Origin of the sequence: Mycobacterium tilburgii, from assembly GCF_902168065.1 — a bacterium.
GTDB classification, from domain to species: domain Bacteria; phylum Actinomycetota; class Actinomycetes; order Mycobacteriales; family Mycobacteriaceae; genus Mycobacterium; species Mycobacterium tilburgii.
Genome location: NZ_LR655710.1, coordinates 1 through 21,731 on the forward strand (window position 1 = coordinate 1; position 21,731 = coordinate 21,731).

Below are 21,731 nucleotides of genomic sequence, written 5' to 3' on the forward strand. Positions count from 1 at the left end.
CGTCACGGTCTGGGTCTCCGTAGCTGTCGGGGGCGGCGGTGGCGGTTCGGTCGTGGTGGTCGGCGGTGTGGTCGTGGTGATCTGGTCCTGCACCGGCGGTAAGGACGGGGTGGTGGTGGCGGGATTGGCGAGCTTTCTGGTGTCGGTGCGGGCGAACAGCAGTGACACCGACAACACCAGCGCGATCGCGGCGACGATGGCGGCCACGCCGACCACCCACGGCCAGCGCGGGGTGGCGTCCTCGTCGTCGGGCGGGTCCTCGAAGGTGTCGTAGTTGTAGAGCCTCAGGTCGGCGGACAGATACGGGCCGCTGACGAAATGCTCGGACTCGGGCGCGGAATAGGCACGCGAATAGTCGTCGGTCTCGGCGCTGTCGTCGAAGGGTTCCAGCTCGTCGCGGGACGGCAATTCACCGTCCGGCTCCAAATCGTCGCCGTGTCCGCCGCCGGAGCTCGATTCGTGCTTGCACTCAATGGCGGAATCGGATTCGTCGGGTTCCCATCCCGGAGGTTTCGGCCCGCTCATGTCTGCCTGCCCTGTCCAACTGCCTCACCTGCGCACGAGGCTCCGATGAGACCTCGTGTCGCGCGCTCGGGAGATTGTCATTGCCTGCGCAAACCCTACCGAACCAACCGGGACAACGAAGTCTGGGCAAACGAACGACAGCTCAACTGATGCCCGGATTGTTACCTTCGGAGACGCAATTCAGTGCTTCTCGGGGCCCACATAGTATTCGAAGACCAATCCGGCGGCGGACGCAAGGATGAACACCACGCCGGCCACGGTCAGCCAGGGCAACCACAACGCGATGCCGACCGCGGCCACCGAACCGGACAGCGCGACCAGCAGCGGCCACCAGCTGTGCGGCGCGAAGAAACCCAATTCGCCTGCACCGTCGCTGATTTCAGCACCTTCGTAGTCCTCGGGCCGGGTGCCGAGGCGACGGGCCACGAATCGGAAGAAGGTGGCGGTGATCAGCGCCAGACCACCCGTCAGCGCCAGAGCGGTGGTGCCCGCCCATTCTTCGCCGCCGGTGGCGAACAGGGCGGTCAGCACCCCGTAGAGCACCGCGCACAGGACGAAGAACGCGGCGATAAACTCGAACAGCCTCGCTTCGATATGCATTGCGTGTCCTAACCGACCGATGGGATCTGTTCGCCGCGGCGGGTCTCGAACGGATGCGTCGTCACCGCCACCGGGGACTGGGCAATCGCCTGCAACGCCTGGGCATTGGTCTTGCCGTCGATGCGCTGCTGCAGGTAGGCCTTGAAGTCGTTGGGCTGCACCACCCGAACCTCGAAGTTCATCATCGAGTGGTAGGTGCCGCACATCTCTGCGCAGTGGCCGACAAACGCGCCCGTCTTGGTGATCTCCTCCACCTGGAAGACGTTGACGGAGTTGTTCTGCTTCGGCCACGCCATGACGTCGCGCTTGAAGAGGAATTCCGGCACCCAGAAGGAGTGGATGACGTCGGCGGAGTTCAGTTGGAATTCGATGCGCTTCCCGGCAGGCAGCACCAGCACCGGGATCTCGGTCTGGGTGCCCAGCGTCTCGATCTTGTCGAAGTTCAGGTAGGTGCGGTCCTCGGTGTTGAGCCCGCGCAACGGCCCGACACGTTCCTCGCCGTCCTCGTCCTTACCCTCGGGCTTGGACACCATCGCCTTCTTGCGGGCCTCGTCGGCGCCGTCATAGATGAGCGTGCCGTCCTTGAAGTTTACCTTCTGGTAGCCGAACTTCCAGTTCCACTGGAAGGCCGTGACATCGATCACCACCTCGGGGTCCTTGTCCAGGTGCAGCATTTTCTCCTGCACCACGACCGTGAAGTAGAACAGCACCGAGATGATCAGAAACGGTGTGACGGTGAGCACCAGCTCCAGCGGCATGTTGTAGCCGAACTGACAAGGCAGTTCGGTGTCGGAGGCCTTCTTGCGGTGAAACGCCGAGGTCCAGAAGATCAGGCCCCACACGATGACGCCGACGACCAGCGACGCGATCACCGAACCGATCCACAGCTCGCGGTTCACGTGGGCCTGCGGGGTGATGCCCTCGGGCCATCCCAGGGCAAACACCGACTGCCAGCCGCATCCGCTTAGGGTGACCGCCAATACGCCCAGCATCGCAGGCAGCGCCAGCGGTCGAATTCTGCGCTGCGACAAACGTTGCGAACGGACCTGCCCGCCGGGTGTCACGTTGGCGCCCTCCTGCTCGAATCTCGAATACTACGCAGCGTAGACCACGCTTCCGAGGCCTACGACAAAACCCCGACCCGCCGGTCCCCCGCGCCTACCCCGCACGGTCGTGACCCGTCCGATGGGCTGCCCCCAAGCGTCGCCGAAGTATGGCATATTGAGGGCCGTGTGCGGACTGCTGGCGTTCGTAGCGGACCCGACCAGCCTGGACGACGAGGCAGGTGGGGGCGTAGCTGCGAGTGCAGCCGTCACCGCGGCGCATGCCGCGCGGGCCGACGGCGCCATCACCCGGGCCTCGCAGCTGATGCGCCATCGCGGCCCCGACGAGCCGGGCACCTGGTCGGACCCCGGCGCCGACGGGTCGGTGGTGTTCGGCTTCAACCGATTGTCGATCATCGACCTGGCGCACTCGCACCAGCCGCTGCGCTGGGGTCCGCCGGACGCCCCCGACCGCTACGTGCTGGTGTTCAACGGCGAGATCTACAACTATCTCGAGCTGCGCGACGAGTTGACCGCCCGGCACGGTGTGGCGTTTGCCACCGACGGCGACGGCGAGGCCATCGTCGCGGGCTACCACCACTGGGGCACCGGCGTGCTCACCCGGCTGCGGGGCATGTTCGCGTTCGCGCTGTGGGACACCGTGACGCGCGAATTATTCTGCGCCCGTGACTCTTTCGGCATCAAGCCGCTGTTCATGGCGACCGGCCCCGGCGGCACCGCGGTGGCCAGCGAAAAGAAGTGTCTGCTGGATCTGGTCGAACTGATCGGGTTCGACTCGGGGATCGACACCCGTGCGGTGCAGCACTACACCGTCTTTCAGTACGTTCCGGAGCCCGAGACGCTGCACCGCGGCGTGCGCCGCCTCGAATCGGGCTGCTACACCCGGATCCGGCCCGGGGTGGCGCCGGAGACCACCCGCTACTTCATGCCGCGGTTCGCCGCGGTGCCGATCACCCGCGACACTGAGCAGACCCGCTACGACGAGATCACCGCGGCGCTCGAGGATTCCGTGGCCAAGCACATGCGCGCCGACGTCACCGTCGGGGCGTTTTTGTCCGGCGGGATCGACTCCACCGCAATCGCGGCGCTAGCGATCCGGCACAACCCCCGGCTGATCACCTTCACCACCGGGTTCGAGTGGGAGGGATTCTCCGAAATCGACGTCGCGGTGGCGTCGGCCGAGGCCATCGGCGCCCGCCACATCGCCAAGGTGGTAAGCCCCGGCGAGTTCGTCGCCGCACTGCCCGAAATCGTCTGGTATCTCGACGAACCGGTCGCCGACCCGGCGCTGGTCCCGTTGTTCTTCGTCGCGCGAGAGGCCCGCAAGCACGTCAAAGTGGTGCTGTCCGGCGAGGGCGCCGACGAGTTGTTCGGCGGCTACACCATCTATCGAGAACCGTTGTCGCTGAAGTTTTTTGACTATCTACCGGGACCGCTTCGGTGGTCCATGGGCCGGATAAGCCGGCCGCTGCCCCAGGGCATGCGGGGCAAGAGCCTGCTGCATCGCGGTTCGCTGACGCTCGAGCAGCGTTACTACGGCAATGCCCGCAGTTTCTCTGCTGCGCAACTGCGCGACGTGTTGCCCGGCTTCCGCGACGACTGGACGCACACCGACGTGACGGCGCGGGTGTACGCCGAATCGGCGGGCTGGGACCCGGTGGCCCGGATGCAACACGTCGACCTGTTCACCTGGCTGCGCGGCGACATCCTGGTCAAGGCCGACAAAATGACGATGGCCAACTCGCTAGAGCTGCGGGTGCCGTTCCTGGATCCCGAGGTGTTCGCCGTGGCGTCGCGACTGCCGGCCGAGGCGAAGATCACCCGCACCACCACCAAGTACGCCCTGCGGCGCGCGCTGGAGCCGATCGTGCCGGCACACGTGTTGCACCGGCCGAAGCTCGGCTTCCCGGTGCCGATCCGGCACTGGTTGCGCGCCGGTGAACTGCTGGAATGGGCCTACGCGACGGTCGAGGCGTCACAGGCAGGGCATCTGGTCGACGTCGCCGCCGTCCGCCGCATGCTCGACGAGCACCACGCCGCCGGTAGCGACCACAGCCGCCGGCTGTGGACCGTGCTGATCTTCATGCTTTGGCACGCGATCTTCGTCGAGCACAGGGTGGTGCCCCAGATCAGCGAACCACACTACCCGGTGCAGCTGTAAGGCCCGCGCGTCCGGTATGAAGCCGTGGGCGCCCCGTCCACGGCGTGTCGCCGCCAGCGCACACTCGACGCCGTCGAGACGCGAACGGATGCGGCGCCGGCCGGGCCGGTTAGGCCAGCACCGCGGAGATCTCGGCGGCGGCCTCATCGCCGTAGGCATCCGCCAGCCGGGTCTCGGCCACCGCCGGGTCCCAGGTCCACTCCTGGGTGCCCGTCGATTCCAGCACCAGCACGGCCACCAGCGAGCCCAGTTGCGCCGAGCGCTCCAGACCCAACCCGGCGGTGCGGCCGGTCAAGAAGCCCGCCCGGAACGCGTCGCCGACACCGGTCGGGTCCGTCTGGCTGGTCTCCGGCACCACGCCGACATGGGTGGTGGTGCCGTCGCGCTCCACGATGTCGACACCCTTGGCACCGAGCGTGGTCACCCGCAGGTCGACCTTGCCCTGGACGTCGGCCTCCGACCAACCGGTCTTTTTGAGCAGCAGCTCCCACTCGTAATCGTTGGTGAACAGGTAGGCCGCGCCGTCGATCAGCGTGCTGATCTCGTCGCAGGACAGGCGGGGCAACTGCTGGGAGGGGTCGGCGGCGAAGGCCAGGCCGAGCTTGCGGCAATCCTCGGTGTGCACCACCATCGCGTCGGGATCGTTGGCGCCGATGATGACCAGGTCGAGCTTACCGATCGACGACACCACGTCGGCGAGCTTGATGTTGCGGGCCTCCGACATCGCGCCCGGGTAGAACGACGCGATCTGCGCCATGTCCTCGTCGGTGGTGCAGGTGAACCGCGCGGTGTGGGCGGTCTTGGAGATCAGCACGTTCTCGCAGTTGACGCCGTGCCGCTCCAGCCATTCGCGGTATTCGCCGAAGTCGTCACCCGCCGCGCCGACCAATGCGACGTCGCCCCCCAGCACGCCTATGGCGAACGCGATGTTGCCCGCCACACCACCCCGGTTAATCACCAGGTCGTCGACCAGGAAGCTGAGCGAAACCTTCTGCAGATGCTCGGCCAGCAAGTGCTCGGAAAATCGGCCGGGGAAACGCATCAAGTTGTCGGTCGCAATTGAGCCGGTCACCGCGATCGTCACGAAATCTCCACCCTTCATCGTTAAGCGGGTCTAGCCTACCCACGGGTGGACGCGCGCGACCGACCCCGTTGAGTGCGCGGCCGGCGACACGGTGTGCGCTAGCCTGCCTAGGGAACTTACAAAAGTCGCCGGCACTGAATTCGCGGGCGGTAGCTGCTCGCTCGTGGTCTTGGTCCCGTCTCGCATCGGAGGAGAATCACATGGGCGGTCCGAACTCGCCCAATCCGACTGTCGGCGGAGAAACACCCGGATACAGCGAGCAGCCGGTCGACTTCCCGCGCGACCAGCCACCCGCCGACATGGCTTTTCCGCCGCACCCCCGCAACGAACCGCCCTACCCCGTCCCGACGCCGCCGCCCGGCTACCCGAGGCGGCAGTCGGCCCGGCGGCTGGTCATCGGCACCCTGGCCGCGGTGGCGCTGGTCGCCGCTTTGACCGCGGCGATCGTGTACGGGGCCCGGACCAACGGCGCCAATACCGGCGCGTCGTTCTCCGAGGCGGCGGCCAAGACGGCCATCCAGAACTACCTGGACGCCCTCGAGAGCCGCAACACCGAGGAGATCTCCCGCAACGCGCTGTGCGGCATGTACGACGGAGTGCGCGACAGGCGCTCCGACCAGGCGCTGGCCAAGTTGAGTAGCGACGCGATCCGCAAGCAGTTTTCGCAGGTCCAGTTGACCTCGATCGACAAGATCGTGTACCTGTCGCAGTACCAGGCCCAGGCGCTGTTCACCATACAGGTGGCGCCAGCCTCCGGCGGCCCGCTGCGCGGCCAGGTCCAAGGCGTCGCACAGCTGCTGTTCCAGCGCGGCCAGATCTTGGTGTGCTCGTACGTGCTGCGGACCGGGGGCTCGTACTAACGGCTCCCGGCTACCAGATCAGTTGAACGAGTCGCCGCAGGCGCAGGAGCCGGTGGCATTCGGGTTGTCGATGGTGAAGCCCTGCTTCTCGATGGTGTCCACGAAGTCGATCGAGGCGCCCTCCACGTAGGGGGCGCTCATCCGGTCCACCGTCAACGTCACCCCGCCGAATTCGGCGGTCAGGTCACCGTCCAGGGACCGGTCGTCGAAGAACAGGTTGTAGCGCAGCCCGGCGCACCCGCCCGGCTGCACCGCGATACGCAGCGCCAGGTCGTCGCGTCCCTCCTGGTCCAGCAGCGCTTTCGCCTTGGTGGCGGCGGCCTCGGTCAGGATCACGCCGTGGGTCTTGGCGGTCGACTCGTTTTGCACCGTCATTGCTTCTCCTACATGCCTGTCGTTGGGTAGGTGCCCGGGCACCCGAACCTCTCGGGGTGAACCCACTGCCTCAACGGTACCTCGCAGGACCGCTATTCCCGAGTCGCGCCGCCACCTGTGACGCTAATCCCATCAGCTGGTTTGCCGCGTCAGCCAGCGCCAATCCGACCGAGCCGGCGTACTCGGCCATGGACAGCGCCGACATGATGCCCGCGGTGCGCACCGCCGTCTTGTCCAGTCCGACCTGTCCGGCGAGCACGATCACCGGGATCCCTAGCGGGCCCGCGGCCGCCGCGAGCGACCCGACGACTTTGCCGTGCAACGACTGCTCGTCGAATTTGCCTTCCCCTGTGATGATCAGCTCGGCAATCTCGAGGTCGTCGGCCAGGTGCGTGTACTCGGCGACGATCGCCGCACCCGATTCACACCGGCCGCCCAGCGCGAGCAGCCCGGCGCCGATACCGCCGGCCGCGGCAGCCCCGGGCTCGGAGCTGACGTCGCGGCCCGCCGCCGCCTCCAGATGCAGCGCCCACGCCTCCAACCGGACGTCCAGCGCCGCGACCGTGGGGGTGTCGGCGCCCTTCTGCGGCCCGAACACCCGGGCCGCACTCCACGGGCCCACCAGCGGATATTCGGTGTCCGACGCGGCGACCAGCTCTACGTTCGCCAGCTGCCGGCGCGCGGCTTCCAGCCCGCCCAGCTCGGCGATCATGCCCTGCCCGCCTTCGGTGCAGGCGCTCCCGCCCAGCCCGACCACGATGCGCTTGGCCCCGCTGTGCAGCGCTTCGGTGATCAGCTGGCCGACTCCCCTGCTGTGCGCCGCCAGCGCGGTCTCGGGGTCGGGCGGCCGCCCGAGCAGTTTGAGGCCGCATGCCTGCGCGCACTCCAGGTAGGCGGTCGCCGACTCCGGATCCCACACCCATTCCGCGTCGACCGTCCCGTCCAGGGGCCCGGCCACCCGGATGCTGCGCTTCTCCCCCAGACGATTGGCCAGCACGTCGATGAAACCGGGGCCGCCGTCGGACTGTGGGGCGACGATGAACTGGTCACCGGGACGCGATCGCGTCCAGCCGGTCGCTATGGCAGCGGCGGCTTCCACCGCCGAGAGACTGTCGCCGTAGCAATCCGGGGCGACCAACACGCGCATGGCCGGTAACTGCAGACGCCCCGGGGAGAGGCCAACGGCACCTTCGTCCGAGGCCATCGAGCTGTCGTCCATCACCCGTAGCCGTCCATCATGGTCAAGGGTAAGTCGAAGTATCGCCACAGCGCAGAGCAATAGTGTTGCTGGCGGGGCGTTCAAAGAATCGACCCCGCTGCGAAGTAACCTGGCCATTGTGAAGTTGTTGGGCCGTAAGAAAACCCAGGCGGACGCCCCGGAGGGCGAACTGGTGACGCCGATCACCTCCGACGCTACCCCGGCTGCCGGGTCTCGCGCATCGCGCCGGACCGACCCCAAGGGCCGGCCGACACCCAAGCGTGACGAGGCCCGCCGCAACGCGAAGAAGGGCCCGGTGGCGCCGGCGCCAATGACCGCCGCCGAAGCGCGGGCCCGTCGCAAGCAGCTGGCCGGCCCCAAACTCAGCCGCGAGGAGCGCAAGGCCGAACGCCTCGCCAGCCGGGCCCGGATGACGGATCGACGGGAACGGATGCTGGCCGGGGACGAGGCCTACCTGCCGCCCCGCGACCAGGGGCCGATCCGCCGCTACGTGCGCGACGTTGTGGACGCCCGCCGTAACCTGCTCGGCCTGTTCATGCCGGCCACCCTGTCGCTGTTGTTCGTCATGTTCGCCCTTCCCCAGCTGCAGCTCTACATCTCCCCGGCGATGCTGGTGATCACAGCGGTGATGGCGGTCGACAGCCTGATCCTGGACCGCAAGGTCAGCCGGATGGTGGACGCGAAGTTCCCGAACAACACCGAAAGCCACTGGAAATTGGGCCTTTACGCCGCCGGCCGAGCATCCCAGATGCGCCGTATGCGGGCGCCGCGGCCGCAAGTCAAGCGCGGCGGCAATGTCGATTAGCCGTCCGTTTAGCCCGTCCGCCGAAAGCGCGCTGACCCCGGTGCTCGGCGGGATCCGATCCGGCAAGTCCGAGTGGGCCGAGGACGCCATCGCCTGTGCGCTGCCGTCCGGTCAGCCGGTTCGCTACCTGGCGCCCGGGACCCGCGGCGGGGCGGATCCGGACTGGGAGCGCCGAGTCGTGCAACACCGCGACTGTCGGCCGAAGCACTGGACGACGGTCGAAACCCGGTATGTGGCAACCGAATTGCGGCGATCACCGGATACTACGACCCTGATCGACGACCTGGGCACCTGGTTGACCGGGAAGCTGGATCAGCACCAGGCTTAGGAGAATGGGTCGGTGGCGGATCCCGTCGCGGAGCTGCTCGACGCGGTTCGCGTATTTGCGTCGACGCCGATGCTGGTCAGTACCGAGGTCGGCCTGACCGTGGTGCCCGCTACTGCGTCCGGGCGCCGCTTCGCCGACGAGCTGGGCACGCTGAACCAGCGTGTCGCTGCGCTGTGCGACCGGGTGGTGCTGGTGGTCGCGGGCCAGCCGGTGTCGATCAAAGCGCCGGAGGCGTGATGGAGTTTCCGCCGATCACACCGCCCGACGCGGCCGCCGCCGCGGCCGCCCGCTCCCGCCAGGACACCCTGACCAAGCCGCGCGGCGCGCTGGGCCGCCTGGAGGACCTGTCCGTGTGGGTCGCGTCGTGTCAGGGTCAGTGCCCGCCACGCCAGTTCGAGCGTGCCCGGGTGGTGGTGTTCGCCGGCGACCACGGCGTCGCGCGCTCGGGGGTCTCGGCGTACCCGCCGGAGGTGACCGCGCAGATGGTGGCCAACATCGACGCCGGTGGCGCCGCGATCAATGCACTGGCCGCGATCGCCGATGCGACGGTGCGCGTCGCCGACCTGGCGGTGGACGCCGAGCCACGATCCGAGCGGATCGGAGCTTATAAGGTGCGCCGCGGCAGCGGCGACATCGCGGTGCGGGACGCGCTGACTGACGACGAGACCACAGCGGCGATCGTCGCGGGGCGCAGCATCGCCGACGAAGAGGTCGACGCGGGCGCCGACCTGTTGATCGCCGGTGACATGGGCATCGGCAACACCACCCCGGCCTCGGTGCTGGTGGCGGCGCTGACCAACGCCGAGCCGGTCGCGATGGTCGGCTTCGGCTCGGGGATCGACGACGCCGGTTGGGGCCGCAAGACGGCCGCGGTCCGCGATGCGTTGTTCCGGACGAAGCCGGTGCTGCCCGACCCGGTCGCTTTGTTACGCAGTTGCGGCGGTGCGGATTTGGCGGCGCTGGCCGGCTTCTGCGCCCAGGCCGCGGTACGGCGCACCCCGCTGCTGCTCGACGGCATGGCGGTGACGGCCGCCGCGCTGGTCGCCGAGCGCCTGGCCCCCGGTGCGCACCAGTGGTGGCAGGCGGGCCACCGGTCCACCGAACCCGGGCACGCGCTGGCGCTGGCCGCGCTGGAGTTGGAGCCTCTGCTCGATCTGCAGATGCGGCTCGGCGAGGGCAGCGGCGCGGCGCTGGCGCTGCCGATGCTGCGCGCCGCGGTGGCCACGTTGGCCTCGATGGCGACGTTCGTCGAAGCCGGTGTCGCCACCAACGCTGGCCCACCGGCCACCCCATCGTGATTCGTTCACTGGCAACAGCTTTCGCGTTCGGCACGGTGCTGCCCGGGCCGGCGTCACGCGGCGCGGCAATGGGTCGCGGCGCGATGACCGCACTACCGGTCGTCGGCGCGGCCCTGGGTGTGCTGGCCGCCGAGGTGACTTGGGGCGGCGCGCCGGCATTCGGCACGTCCAGCCCGCTGCCCGGGTTCCTCGCGGTGACAACGGTTTTGCTGGTCACCCGCAGCTTGCATATCGACGGTGTCGCCGATAACGGCCGACGGGTTGGGCTGCTACGGGCCGCCGCCGCGCGCGCTGGCCGTGATGCGCGACGGCTCGACGGGGCCCGTTCGGGGTGGCGGCCGTCGTGCTCGTGATCGCGTTGCAGGGGCTGGCGTTTTCGGCGCTGGCCGCGACCAGGCGGCAAGGGCTGGCCCGCGATCGTGGTGGCCGTCGCGGCCGGCCGGGTGACCGCCGTACGGGCCTGCCGGCGGTCGGTGCCAGCGGCCGACGGCAGCACGCTGGGCGCCCAGGTCGCCGGAACGCAGCCCATTGCCGTGGCGGCGGCCTAGATCGCGGTGCTACTCGGGGTTTCGCTGGCGGTGGGTCCGCGACCGTGGCAGGGCCGGCCGCGATACTGTTGGCACTGTGCTGCGGGGCGGCACTGGTCGCGCATTGCGTGCGTCGGTTCGGGGGCATCAATGGCGACGTGTTGGGCGGTCGCGATCGAACTGACCACGACGGTCGCCGCGATGGCGTTGGCGGAGTGGGCCCGCTAGCCCAGCCGCGACATCCAGCCGTGGGTGTCTGCGAACGTGCCCCGCTGGATGCCGGTCAACGTGTCGCGCAGCGCCATCGTCACTTCACCGGGTTGGCCGTCGGCGACGGTGAACTCGGTGTCGGCGTATTTGACCCGCGCAACCGGCGTGATGACGGCGGCGGTGCCGCAGGCGAACACCTCGGTGATCTCCCCTTCGGCGGCCTTCTTCTGCCACTCGTCGATGTCGATCTTGCGCTCCTCGACACCGAAGCCCGCGTCAGTGGCCAACTGCAGCAACGAATCCCGCGTGATGCCGGGCAGCAGCGAGCCGGACAGTTCCGGAGTGACCAGCCGTGACGTGCCGCCGCTGCCGAACACAAAGAACAGGTTCATGCCGCCCATCTCTTCGACGTAGCGGCGCTCGACGGCATCGAGCCAAACCACTTGATCGCAGCCGTTTTCCGCGGCTTCGGCCTGCGCCAGCAGCGACGCTGCGTAGTTGCCGCCGAACTTGGCCGCGCCGGTCCCGCCAGGGCTGGCCCGCACGTATTCCGTTGACACCCAGACATCGACGGGGTTGATGCCGTTGCGGAAGTACGCCCCGGCCGGTGACCCGATCAGCAGGTAGCGGTACCGCTTGGCCAGCCGCACGCCCAGGCCGGGCTCGGTGGCGATGATGAACGGCCGCAGATACAGCGACTCCTCGCCGCCGGCCTGGGGCACCCAGTCGTTGTCGACGGCGATGAGCTGGCGCAGCGATTCGAGGAAAACCTCGTCGGGCAACTCCGGGATCGCGAGCCGGCGCGCCGAGGACCGCATCCGCGCGGCGTTGGCGTCGGGGCGAAACGACACGATCGAGCCATCGGCCCAGCGGTAGGCCTTGAGGCCCTCGAACACTTCCTGCGCGTAGTGCAGCACGATCGCCGACGGATCCAGCTGGATCGGGCCGTACGGGGTGACACGTGCGTTGTGCCAGCCCTGGCCCTCGTCGTAGTCGACCGAGACCATGTGATCGGTGAAGAATTTGCCGAAGCCGGGTTCGGCCAAGATTGATTCCCGCTCAGCGCCACTGGTGGGATTAGACGCGCGCTGAACGGTGAACTCGAGAAGGCCGCTCGTCATGCGCCGATTCTATATGCGCGTACCAATGGGTTTTTCCGGTGTGACGCCGGGGCTGCTACCGGGTTTTCAACTCGACGAACGGCGGGCGCACCACCTCGCACTCGGCCGCCCGGCCGCGCACGTCGACGGTGATCTGCTGACCGTCCTCGATCCCCGCGTCGGTGTCGATCAGCGCCAACGCGATGCCGGCCTGCAGCGTCGGCGAAAAGGTTCCCGACGTGGTGATCCCTACGGGTTTGTCGGCGGCCGAGACCGTCAGCCCGGGCCGCAGCACCCCGCGTCCCAGCATCCGCAGACCGCGCAGCAATCGCCGCGGCCCGGCTTCCTTCTCGGCCAGCAACGCGTCGCGGCCGAAGAAAGCGTCCTTATTCCACCCGATCGCCCAGCCGCAGCGGGCCTGCAGCGGCGAGATGTCCAGCGAGAGCTCGTGACCGTGCAGCGGATAACCCATCTCGGTGCGCAGCGTGTCGCGTGCGCCGAGGCCGGCCGGCTCGCCGCCCACGTTGGACACAGCCGTCACCAGCGCGTCGAACAGCACGCCCGCGGAGTCCCAGGGCGGCAGCAGTTCGTAGCCGTGCTCGCCGGTGTATCCGGTGCGGCAGACCCGCACCGGAACCCCGGCATACGACGCGTCGGCGTAGGCCGTGTACTCCATCTCGGTCGGCAGGCCGAGCTCGCCGAGCACGGCCGCAGACCGCGGCCCCTGCACCGCCAGCACCGCGTACGAGCGATGCTCGTTGGTGATCGTCACCCCGTCCGGCGCCGAGGATTTCAGCGCCTCGACGACCGCCGCGGTGTTGGCCGCGTTGGGCACCAAAAAGATTTCGTCGTCGGCGACGTAGTAGGCGATCAGGTCGTCGATGACGCCACCGGATTCGGTACAGCACAGCGTGTACTGCGCCTTGCCCGGCCCGATCCGGCCCAGGTCATTGGTCAGCGCCGAGTTGATGAACTCCGCGGCGCCCGGTCCGCGGACCAGCGCCTTGCCCAGGTGGCTGACATCGAACAGCCCCATTGCATTTCGCGTCGCGTTGTGCTCGCTTACGGTGCCCGCATACGACACCGGCATGAGCCAGCCACCAAACTCGGCGAAGCTGGCGCCCAACTCCCGATGACGGTCTTCCAGCGGTCCCTTGATCGGCTCCGGTACGTCGCTCACGACGCCACCCTACGCTCACGACGCCACCTTAAAATAGCGGGCGCGCCTGGCAGACTGGGGTAGGTACCCGATTCGCTGGACTTCGATGGGCTGGAGGCCAGCCGGGGTGACCAACGCGCACGCGCGGGCCGATCTGATCAAGTATCTGGATGACCTCGGCTTTTCGGCCGAGAAGATGGTCGAAGCGGAGCAACGCGGCCGGCTGTTCGGCCTGGCCAGTGACGTGCTGTCCTGGTCGGGGCGGGCCGACCTTCACGTTTGGGACCGCGGCCGAGCAGCTCGGCGTGACCGCGGAGGAGGTCGCCCGCGCCTGGGCGTTGCTCGGCTTGACCGCCGCCGGTCCCGATGCCCCCGTGCTGAGCCAGGCCGACGTCGACGCCCTGCAGACCTGGCTGGCGATCAAGGCGGTGGTCGGCGAAGGCGGCGCCCACGGCCTGCTGCGCGTGCTCGGTGTCACGATGGCCCGGCTCGCCTAGGCCGAGTCGACGATGATCAGCGCCGGGACGCCGGACATCCAGATGACCCACACCCACGACGAGCTGGCGACCGCGCAGGTCTACCACGCGATCGCAGAGTTTCGTCCCCCGCCTTGGTGCGCTGATCGACGTCGTGCACCGGCATCATCTGATCAGCGCTCGAACGCACTCCGAGGCGTGCTCCGCGACATCTCGGCGTCGGTGGTGTGCGGGGTCGGCTTCGCGGATCTGTCCGGCTTCACCGCGTTGACCAGGCGCTGACCCCCGCGGAGCTGTCGTATCTGCTCAACGAGTTCGCCGGCACGGTCTCCGATGTGGTGCACGTCGACGGCGGCCGGGTGGTGAAGTTCATCGGCGACGAGGTGATGTGGGTGAGTTCGACCCCGCAACGGCTGCTGCAGGCGGCGATCGACTCGTCGAACATCCCCGAGCCCGCCATGAAGGGCTGCAGGTCCGCGCGGGCCTGGCCTACGTCGCGGTCAACGGCGATATTTCGGGAACCCGGTCAACCTGGTGGCCGCGGCGTCACCGGAGCAGATCCTGGCCCCCGCCGACCTGCGGGACACCTTGCCGGACCACGCTACCGTCGCAGCGGGCCCGTTGACGCTCAAGGGGGTTGACGACCCGGTCACCACGTTCGACCTGCGCGCCGGGACGCTGCCGAGCTAGCCGGGTGTCCGATGACTAGGGTGAGGACGCGTGAGCACCCAACCCGGATACCAGGCCCCTACCGTCACCGTCGCCACGTCACTGCCCAAGCGCGGTGCGGATTCGTCGGTGTTGCTCGTGCCCGTCGTCTCCACCGGAGACGACGACCGGCCGGGCGCAAGCGTCGTCGCCGCCGAGCCGTTCGTCTCCGCCTATGCGGTCGCCGAGATCGAGGCCGGGCTGTGCGCGCTGGAAGCCACCGGCGGCAGCGAACAGGTGCACCGGCTGGTGATCGGGTCGCTTCCGGTGGCCAGCGTGCTCACCATCGGGTTGGGCAAGCCGCAAGACGCGTGGCCGGCGGACACCATCCGTCGCGCCGCCGGTGTGGCCGCGCGATCGCTCGGCAAGAGCGGATCGGTGCTCACCACGCTGGGTGAGCTGCCCGGCGAGGGCATCACGTCGGCCGCCGTCGAGGGATTGATCCTGGGCAGCTACCGGTTCAGCAAATTCCGCAGCGAGAAGACCGCGCCGAAAGACGAAGGGCTGCGCGAGATCACCGTACTGTCCTCGGACGGGGCGGCCAAGGAGGCCAAAAAGCAGAGCGCGCACGGGGCTGCCGTCGCGGCCGCGGTGGTCACCGCCCGGGACTTGGTCAACACCCCGCCCAACGCGCTGTTTCCCGCCGAATTCGCCCAGCGTGCAAGGGCTTTGAGCGAGTCGGTCGGCCTCGAGGTGGAGGAGCTCGACGACAAGGCGCTGCAGAAGGCCGGCTACGGAGGGATCATCGGCGTCGGACAGGGCTCGTCGCGTCCGCCTCGGCTGGTGCGGCTGACCCACCACGGGTCGAAGCTGGCCAAGAAGCGCAAGCATGCCAAGAAGGTCGCACTGGTCGGTAAGGGTGTCACGTTCGACACCGGCGGCATCTCGATCAAGCCGGCGGAGGGCATGCACCACATGACCTCGGACATGGGTGGTGGCGCCGCAGTGATCGCGACCGTCGCCTTGGCCGCGCAGCTGGAGCTTCCGATCGACGTGATCGCGACCGTGCCGATGGTGGAGAACATGCCCTCGGCATCGGCCCAGCGTCCCGGCGACGTGGTGACCCACTACGGCGGCATCACGGTCGAGGTGCAGAACACCGACGCGGAGGGCCGGCTCATCCTGGCCGACGCCATCGTCCGGGCCTGCGAGGACAAACCGGACTACCTGATCGAGACGTCCACCCTGACCGGCGCGCAGACCGTGGCTCTGGGTACGCGCATCCCCGGAGTGATGGGCAGCGACGAGTTCCGCGACCGGGTCGCGGCGATCTCGCAGGCTGTGGGCGAGAACGGCTGGCCGATGCCGTTGCCCGACGACCTCAAGGACGACCTGAAGTCCACGGTGGCCGACCTGTCGAACATCAGCGGCCAGCGTTTCGCCGGCATGCTGGTGGCCGGGGTTTTCCTGCGCGAGTTCGTCGCCGACGGGGTGAGCTGGGCGCACATCGACGTGGCCGGGCCGGCCTACAACACCGGCAGCCCGTGGGGGTACTCGCCGAAGGGCTCGACCGGAGTGCCTACACGCACCATGTTCGCCGTACTGGAGGACATCGCCGAAAACGGCTAGCGCTCAACGGTTGCCGATCAGCAGCGAGAACACGGTGCGTCGCAGGTTTCGGCGTGGCCAGCCGGTGACACCGTCGGCGGCCAACGCGGCTTTGGCGGCGTTGCGTCCGCACGCGCCGTGCACCGAGCCGCCCGGTGTCGCCGACGCGCTGGCCAGATAGAGCCGTTCGACCGTGTTTCGGCGCGGCCCATACCGGTCGCCGGGCGAAAGATCAGCAGCTGCTGCAGTTGCGCGGTCCCGCCGTTGAGCGTGCCGTGGTGCAGATTGGCGTCGTGCGCCTGCAGATCGGAGGGGCGTTGCAGGAACCGTCCGACAACGTGCGAGTCGAAGCCCGGTGCATGTTGTTCGATGACGCGATCCATCGATCCCCCCAGCTGCTCGGCCAAAACGTCGTCGTGCACGTCGCGCGGTAAATGCGTGTAGGCCCACACACTTTCGGTGCCGGCAGGCGATCGGGTCGAGTCCGCGGTGGTGGTCTGAGCCGAGCAGCATGAAGGGCTGCGCCGGCACGGTGCGGGTGTTCACGTCGGCCATCCAGCGAATGAGGCCGGGACCGTAAGCGCCCAGATGGACGGTGCCCACGTCGCGTAACACCTTGGCGTGCCACGGGATCGGGGAGTCCAGCGCATAGTTGATCTTCACCACCGGCGGATCCCAGCCGAAGTGGGTGAGGTCGCGCCACAGTCCGGCCGGGACCGCGTCTAGGGGCAGCATGTCGCAGAACAGTCGCGTCGGCCAGCACCGCACGGCGGACCGTCACCGTCCGGCCGTCTGTGGTGCTGACCCCGGTCGCGCGCCCGTCGCGTACGTGGACGCGAGACACGTTCTGGTTGCATTCGATCCGCGCCCCCGCCGCTTGGACACGACGCACCAGCGCGGCGGACAACTGTCCCGACCCACCGACCGGGGCCGGCCAACCCTGGTCCTGGGCGACAAGCGTCATCAACAAGCCCAGCACGCCGCTGCCCAGTGCGTCCAATGGAATGTTGGCATGTAATGCGTTGCCCAGCAGTAGCATTAGCGGCGCCTCGCCGTCGAACAGCTGCTCCGCCATGGCGGTAGCCGGCAGTGTCAACAGGTTCGCCAGCTGTAGCTCCTCAGCCGTCCCGAGCCTGTGCAGCAGCGCCAGCAGCGGGCGCACCGGGGAAACGGCGCCAGGAACGCTTCCAGCAGCGGCCTTTTCACCCTGTCCCACAAATCAACGACGCGCAGCCAGTTGTGGCCATCACCGGCGGCACGGCGCTCGAACTCCGCCGCGGTACGCGCCGGGTCGGGATAGACGACGGGCGGGTCGTCGTCGGCCGGGCCGCGCGGGTGACCGACCACGACCGGCGCACGCGACCAGCGCAGCCCGTGGTCCTCCAGCCGCAGCGCCGCCATCGCCGGTGACGCCACCGTCATCGGGTAGAACGCGCTGAACAGGTCGGTGACGTAACCGGGCGTCAGCTGCGCACTGCGCACCGCACCACCCGTTCGGTTGAGCCTCGAGCACCAGCACGTCCCAGCCGGCATCGGCGAGCATCGCCGCCGCGACCAGCCCGTGGTGACCGGCACCGACGACGACCGCGTCGACCGTCTCCCCAGCCACGGGTTAGGTGACCTCGCTCGGCTCGAGGCATTCGGCCAGCGCCGCTAGCCGTAACAGACATTCCCGGTTGCGCGGGTAGACGGCAGCCAGCGCCAGCCGATCCGAGCCGATCTTATCGGCCCCTCCACCGGGACCTCGATCATGTCGATTCGGCAACCTTCCGGAATATCATTAATCTGCAACGTGATTCGAGCCACCCCGAGGGGCCCGACATGAGCGCGGATAACCAGCTCTGCACCGGAAGTGCAGCTTTCGACCACGGTTTTGTCGTTGATCACCAACGGCCACACCCCCACCGAGTGCCGGGATCGCGGATCCGGGCTGCGGCCAGTGCGAGTCGACCGCGCGGGTTTGGACCGATGCGGGCAAATTCACCGTTTAGCGACGTGTTCGGCTGGCTAATCTCCCCTTCGATCAGAACTCGACAGGAAGCGAATCATGACGGTGCGACGGTTGATACTCGGCCTGGCCGCCGTGCTTTTACTAGTCGGCGTGATTGGGCTGTTGGTGCCAGTGAAGGTGTCCGACGGCAACGGCAATTCGGTTTCCTGCGGCAACGGCGCCGTCTCGGACCTGACCGCGGCGCGCAACGCCAACGACAAGAGCGTGGCAAACATCCCAATCGTCAATCAGATCGTTCCGCACACGGACTATGTGGCGCAGTGCGAATCATCGCTCGGCAGTCGGCGCGCATGGACGATTCCGTTGGCGCTCGTCGGGCTGGTCGGCATCGCGGGAACACTGTTGCTGCGACGGGATCGCGCGCCGGCGCCCTGAGTCGGGCTAGATCAACCGGAACCGCGCAGTGCTGCGCAGCGCCTGCGGCAACAGCAGCGAAACCCCGTACAGCGCATAGGCTTCCGGCGTCACCGGGCGAATCGGCTTGTTCTTCTGCACCGACGACAGGATGGTGGCGGAGACCTTCTCCGGCCCTTAATGGCGCAGCGTGAACATCGTGCGCAGTTGACCGCGCCAGTCGTCGACGTGCGTGTTGCCCTGGCTGGGCGCGTAGAATTAGGTAGTGTTGATGATGTTCATGTCGATCAGCCCGGGGCAGGTGGTGGTCAGCCCCACGTCGGCGGCGTCGAGTTCGGCGCGTAGGCAGTCGGAGAACATGTAGGTCGCCGCCTTGGTGCAGTAGGCACTCAGCGACTGCAGAGGGGCGTACGCCGCCATCGACGAGACGTTGACGATGTGTCCGCCGGTGCCGCGCTCGACCAAGCGCCGCCCGAACGCCCGGCACCCGTTGACCACGCCACCGAGGTTGGCGTCCAGTACCCGGTCGAACTGCTCGGCCGTGGTGTGTAGGAACGCCCCGGCCTGCCCGATGCCGGCGTTGTTGACCACGATGTCGGGCACGCCATGCTCGCCGCTGACCCGCGCGGCGATCTCGGCGGCGGTCTGCTTGACGGCGGCTTCGTCGATATCGCTGACGACCAGCTCGGCTCCTGCGGCGGCGAACGCAAGCGCGGTGGCCCGGCCGATGCCGCTGCCGGCCCCGGTCACCGACACCAGTGTCGCCGAACTGCACCGCGGGGGCAGCCCACCTGCGCGCGCAACAACGCCCGACTGGGCGGTTTGCCGTCGGCCAGGTCGGCGGGATAGGTTTTTACCGATTGAGCCACATCCTGGCGATGTCGGCGGAGTGGTGGATCCGCTCCTCGGGGATGTTGTCGACGATATTGCGCCGCACCGCCGGCACCGCGAATGCAGATCCGCAGCAGCACCGGCGCTAGCACCGGAATGGAGAAGAACACCATGTACGTCAGTCGCAGGGCCTGCCTGACCGAGCGGGCGAATCTGCGCGGGAGCCAGGGTTGACGCAGGCCGCTGAAGATGTAGTCGACCAGTTGCTCCTGGCTGGGGCCGGACACCGAGGTGAAGCTGGCGACTCGGTCGGCGGCACCCAGTCGTTTCAGGTATTCCCAGACGCCCACCGACCCCCAGTCGTGGGCCAGCACGTGCACCGGCTCGCGGGGCTGAGTTCGCCCGTCACGGCATCGAAGTCGTCGGTGAATCGGGCCATCGTGTACGCGGACACCGGTTTGGGTGCTCCGGAGCGGCCCACCCGCGGTTGTCGTATCGGATGACGCGGAATCGCTCGGTCAGCAGCGGGACGACGCCGTCCCACAGCACGTGGGAATCGGGGAAGCCGTGCACCACGACGGTGGGACCTTCGGAATGGCCCTCTTCGTAGACCGCGATACAGACCCGTCCGCGCTGACGACGAATTGCTGGAGTGCTCGTGTTGGCGGCATCGAAGCTCACGCTAGCAAGGCGGGTCAGCCCTGGCTGCGTGCCGACGCGGCGGCAATGACAGGATAGTTTTGACGTCAACTTCCAGTACATCGCGGTGTGGTAGGTCAGCTGTCGACCTGCGCCGATTCACGAGTATTCGAGGAGTCACAGAATGGCCTTCTCCGTCCAGATGCCGGCACTCGGTGAGAGCGTGACCGAGGGGACGGTGACCCGCTGGCTCAAGCAGGAAGGCGACACGGTCGAACTCGACGAACCGCTGGTCGAGGTGTCCACCGACAAGGTCGACACCGAAATTCCGGCGCCAGCCGCGGGCATGCTGACCAAGATCATCGCCCAGGAGGACGACATCGTCGAGGTCGGCGGCGAGCTGGCCATCATCGGCGACGCCGCGCCGGCCCCCGCGCCCGAGCCGGCGCCGCAGAGCACCGGCGGCGCCTCGAGATCCGATGCGACTCCGGTGCCGATGCCGGAACTCGGCGAGTCCGTCACCGAGGGCACCGTCACCCGCTGGTTGAAGAAGGTCGGCGACGCGGTTCAGGTCGACGAGGCGCTGGTGGAGGTGTCGACCGACAAGGTGGACACCGAAATTCCGTCACCGGTGGCCGGGGTGCTGCTCAGCATCACCGCCGAAGAGGACGCCATCGTGCCGGTCGGCGGGGAGCTGGCCCGGATCGGCAGCGGTTCCGCCCTCCCGGCGCCGTCCGCTCCAGCGCCCACCCCGACGCCCGCACCCAAGCCCGAGCCGGCTCCGCAGCCCAAGCCCGAACCCGCGCCGCAACCGAAGGCCCAGCCCGAGCCCCCGGCCCCGCCGAAACCCGCACCGGCGCAGCCCGCGGCAGCGGTGCAGGGTGACGGCACCCCGTACGTGACCCCGCTGGTGCGGAAACTCGCCAGCGAGCACAACGTCGACCTGGCGGAGGTGAAGGGCACCGGTGTCGGTGGCCGCATCCGCAAGCAGGACGTGCTGGCCGCCGCAAAGCAGAAGCAACAAGCCCGGCAGGCGCCCGCCGCTCCGGCCGCCGCAGCCGCACCCGCGGCACCGGCGGACAAGGCTCCCGCGGCCGCGCCGACTCCGACCCCCGCCCTGGCCCACCTGCGCGGCACCACGCAGAAGGCAAGCCGGATCCGCCAACTCACCGCCAAGAAAACGCGCGAGTCCTTACAGGCCACGGCGCAGCTGACCCAGACGCATGAGGTCGACATGACCCGCATCGTGGGACTGCGGGCCCGGGCCAAGGCGTCGTTCGCCGAGCGTGAGGGGGTGAACCTGACGTACCTGCCGTTCATCACCAAGGCCGTGATCGACGCGTTGAAGATTCACCCGAACGTCAACGCCAGCTACAACGAGGACTCTAAGGATATCACCTACTACGATGCCGAGCACCTCGGCTTCGCCGTCGACACCAAGCAGGGCCTGCTCTCCCCCGTGATCCATAATGCCGGCGACCTGTCGATGGGCGAGCTGACCCGCGCGATCGCCGACATCGCCGAGCGTGCCCGGTCGGGCGATCTCAAGCCCGACGAGTTGTCCGGTGGCACGTTCACCATCACCAACATCGGCAGCCAGGGCGCGCTCTTCGACACCCCAATCCTGGTTCCGCCACAGGCGGCGATGCTGGGTGCCGGCGCAATCGTGAAGCGGCTGCGGGTCATCGTCGACGAGTTCGGCAACGAATCGATCGGTGTCCGCTCGGTGTGCTATTTACCCCTGACCTACGACCATCGGCTGATCGACGGGGCCGATGCCGGACGATTCCTCACCACCATCAAGCACCGGCTTGAAGAGGGAGCGTTCGAAGCCGATTTGGGTCTCTAG

At 68.2% G+C, this 21,731-nt stretch carries 16 protein-coding genes and 7 pseudogenes; 12 read left to right on the forward strand and 11 right to left on the reverse strand.

The features are described 5' to 3' along the window. The 3 genes and pseudogenes from FQ389_RS09975 to ctaC form a co-directional block, all read right to left on the reverse strand. A pseudogene (locus FQ389_RS09975) lies at nt 1–525 on the reverse strand (MmpS family transport accessory protein); the annotation flags it as partial. Between the two features lie 180 nt (nt 526–705). After that, nucleotides 706–1,125 carry a cytochrome c oxidase subunit 4 gene (locus FQ389_RS09980; RefSeq protein WP_144207216.1) on the reverse strand — a complete coding sequence of 140 codons (420 nt, stop codon included), beginning with the start codon at nt 1,123–1,125 and terminating at the stop codon, nt 706–708. 8 nt (nt 1,126–1,133) lie between these two features. Further along, complete coding sequence (gene ctaC / locus FQ389_RS09985; RefSeq protein ID WP_144207218.1) at nt 1,134–2,189, reverse strand: aa3-type cytochrome oxidase subunit II; 1,056 nt, start codon at nt 2,187–2,189, stop codon at nt 1,134–1,136. Nucleotides 2,190–2,355: 166 nt separating this feature from the next. On the opposite strand from ctaC, the gene asnB reads away from it, so the two are divergent. Further along, the gene (gene asnB, locus FQ389_RS09990) at nt 2,356–4,350 is read left to right on the forward strand and encodes an asparagine synthase (glutamine-hydrolyzing) (protein WP_260860649.1); all 1,995 of its coding nucleotides are present in this window, start codon (nt 2,356–2,358) and stop codon (nt 4,348–4,350) included. 109 nt (nt 4,351–4,459) lie between these two features. Here the strand turns inward: asnB and FQ389_RS09995 are convergent, their stop codons facing one another. Then, nucleotides 4,460–5,434 carry a carbohydrate kinase family protein gene (locus FQ389_RS09995; protein ID WP_144207294.1) on the reverse strand — a complete coding sequence of 325 codons (975 nt, stop codon included), beginning with the start codon at nt 5,432–5,434 and terminating at the stop codon, nt 4,460–4,462. Between the two features lie 200 nt (nt 5,435–5,634). On the opposite strand from FQ389_RS09995, the gene FQ389_RS10000 reads away from it, so the two are divergent. Beyond that, nucleotides 5,635–6,294: an Rv0361 family membrane protein gene (locus FQ389_RS10000; RefSeq protein WP_144207222.1), complete on the forward strand. Its 660-nt coding sequence runs from the start codon at nt 5,635–5,637 to the stop codon at nt 6,292–6,294. 18 nt (nt 6,295–6,312) lie between these two features. Here the strand turns inward: FQ389_RS10000 and FQ389_RS10005 are convergent, their stop codons facing one another. Together FQ389_RS10005 and FQ389_RS10010 are read right to left on the reverse strand one after the other, a co-directional pair. Next, the gene (locus FQ389_RS10005) at nt 6,313–6,669 is read right to left on the reverse strand and encodes an iron-sulfur cluster assembly accessory protein (RefSeq protein ID WP_061556061.1); all 357 of its coding nucleotides are present in this window, start codon (nt 6,667–6,669) and stop codon (nt 6,313–6,315) included. A 70-nt stretch (nt 6,670–6,739) separates the two neighbouring features. Continuing rightward, a complete protein-coding gene (locus FQ389_RS10010; protein WP_186296352.1) occupies nt 6,740–7,816 on the reverse strand; it encodes a glycerate kinase family protein in 1,077 nt (358 codons plus the stop codon). 241 nt (nt 7,817–8,057) lie between these two features. Between FQ389_RS10010 and FQ389_RS10015 the strand changes: the two genes are divergently transcribed. From FQ389_RS10015 to FQ389_RS22395, 5 genes and pseudogenes are all read left to right on the forward strand, one after another. Beyond that, on the forward strand, nt 8,058–8,693 hold the full coding sequence (locus FQ389_RS10015) for a DUF3043 domain-containing protein (protein ID WP_260860659.1): 636 nt from the start codon (nt 8,058–8,060) through the stop codon (nt 8,691–8,693). After that, a pseudogene (locus tag FQ389_RS10020) lies at nt 8,683–9,258 on the forward strand (bifunctional adenosylcobinamide kinase/adenosylcobinamide-phosphate guanylyltransferase). Before FQ389_RS10015 ends, FQ389_RS10020 begins: the two are co-directional and overlap by 11 nt. Continuing rightward, nucleotides 9,258–10,319, forward strand: a complete 1,062-nt coding sequence (gene cobT / locus FQ389_RS10025; protein WP_144207302.1) for a nicotinate-nucleotide--dimethylbenzimidazole phosphoribosyltransferase — start codon at nt 9,258–9,260, stop codon at nt 10,317–10,319. The pseudogene FQ389_RS10020 and the gene cobT overlap by 1 nt, the downstream one beginning before the upstream one ends. Then, nucleotides 10,316–10,672 carry an adenosylcobinamide-GDP ribazoletransferase gene (locus FQ389_RS22390; protein WP_407662839.1) on the forward strand — a complete coding sequence of 119 codons (357 nt, stop codon included), beginning with the start codon at nt 10,316–10,318 and terminating at the stop codon, nt 10,670–10,672. Before cobT ends, FQ389_RS22390 begins: the two co-directional genes overlap by 4 nt. Continuing rightward, nucleotides 10,669–10,953, forward strand: a pseudogene (locus FQ389_RS22395) (hypothetical protein); the annotation flags it as partial. The gene FQ389_RS22390 and the pseudogene FQ389_RS22395, both read left to right, overlap by 4 nt. 117 nt (nt 10,954–11,070) lie before the next feature. Here FQ389_RS22395 and FQ389_RS10035 read toward each other — a convergent pair. Both FQ389_RS10035 and gcvT read right to left on the reverse strand, forming a co-directional pair. Continuing rightward, nucleotides 11,071–12,177, reverse strand: a complete 1,107-nt coding sequence (locus FQ389_RS10035) for a branched-chain amino acid aminotransferase (protein WP_144207225.1) — start codon at nt 12,175–12,177, stop codon at nt 11,071–11,073. A 55-nt stretch (nt 12,178–12,232) separates the two neighbouring features. Further along, nucleotides 12,233–13,336, reverse strand: coding sequence for a glycine cleavage system aminomethyltransferase GcvT (gene gcvT, locus FQ389_RS10040; RefSeq protein ID WP_144207228.1), 1,104 nt, complete (start codon nt 13,334–13,336; stop codon nt 12,233–12,235). Nucleotides 13,337–13,411: 75 nt separating this feature from the next. Between gcvT and FQ389_RS10045 the strand changes: the two are divergent. Together FQ389_RS10045 and FQ389_RS10050 are read left to right on the forward strand one after the other, a co-directional pair. Further along, nucleotides 13,412–14,481, forward strand: a pseudogene (locus FQ389_RS10045) (adenylate/guanylate cyclase domain-containing protein). Nucleotides 14,482–14,511: 30 nt separating this feature from the next. Beyond that, on the forward strand, nt 14,512–16,068 hold the full coding sequence (locus tag FQ389_RS10050; protein ID WP_144207231.1) for a leucyl aminopeptidase: 1,557 nt from the start codon (nt 14,512–14,514) through the stop codon (nt 16,066–16,068). Nucleotides 16,069–16,071: 3 nt separating this feature from the next. On the opposite strand, the pseudogene FQ389_RS22400 reads toward FQ389_RS10050, so the two are convergent. Then, nucleotides 16,072–17,590 (reverse strand): annotated as a pseudogene (locus FQ389_RS22400) (phytoene desaturase family protein). Here FQ389_RS22400 and FQ389_RS22405 point away from each other — a divergent pair. Beyond that, complete coding sequence (locus FQ389_RS22405) at nt 17,546–17,704, forward strand: hypothetical protein (protein ID WP_407662841.1); 159 nt, start codon at nt 17,546–17,548, stop codon at nt 17,702–17,704. The pseudogene FQ389_RS22400 and the gene FQ389_RS22405 sit on opposite strands and share 45 nt — an antisense overlap. On the opposite strand, the pseudogene FQ389_RS19790 reads toward FQ389_RS22405, so the two are convergent. Then, nucleotides 17,660–18,010 (reverse strand): annotated as a pseudogene (locus FQ389_RS19790) (SRPBCC family protein); the annotation flags it as partial. The gene FQ389_RS22405 and the pseudogene FQ389_RS19790 overlap by 45 nt on opposite strands. A gap of 84 nt (nt 18,011–18,094) precedes the next feature. Between FQ389_RS19790 and FQ389_RS10065 the strand changes: the two are divergent. Continuing rightward, nucleotides 18,095–18,433 carry an aminopeptidase gene (locus FQ389_RS10065; protein WP_144207234.1) on the forward strand — a complete coding sequence of 113 codons (339 nt, stop codon included), beginning with the start codon at nt 18,095–18,097 and terminating at the stop codon, nt 18,431–18,433. A 6-nt stretch (nt 18,434–18,439) separates the two neighbouring features. Here the strand turns inward: FQ389_RS10065 and FQ389_RS10070 are convergent. Beyond that, a pseudogene (locus FQ389_RS10070) lies at nt 18,440–19,914 on the reverse strand (SDR family NAD(P)-dependent oxidoreductase). Between the two features lie 152 nt (nt 19,915–20,066). Between FQ389_RS10070 and sucB the strand changes: the two are divergent. Then, the gene (gene sucB / locus FQ389_RS10075; protein ID WP_144207237.1) at nt 20,067–21,731 is read left to right on the forward strand and encodes a 2-oxoglutarate dehydrogenase, E2 component, dihydrolipoamide succinyltransferase; all 1,665 of its coding nucleotides are present in this window, start codon (nt 20,067–20,069) and stop codon (nt 21,729–21,731) included.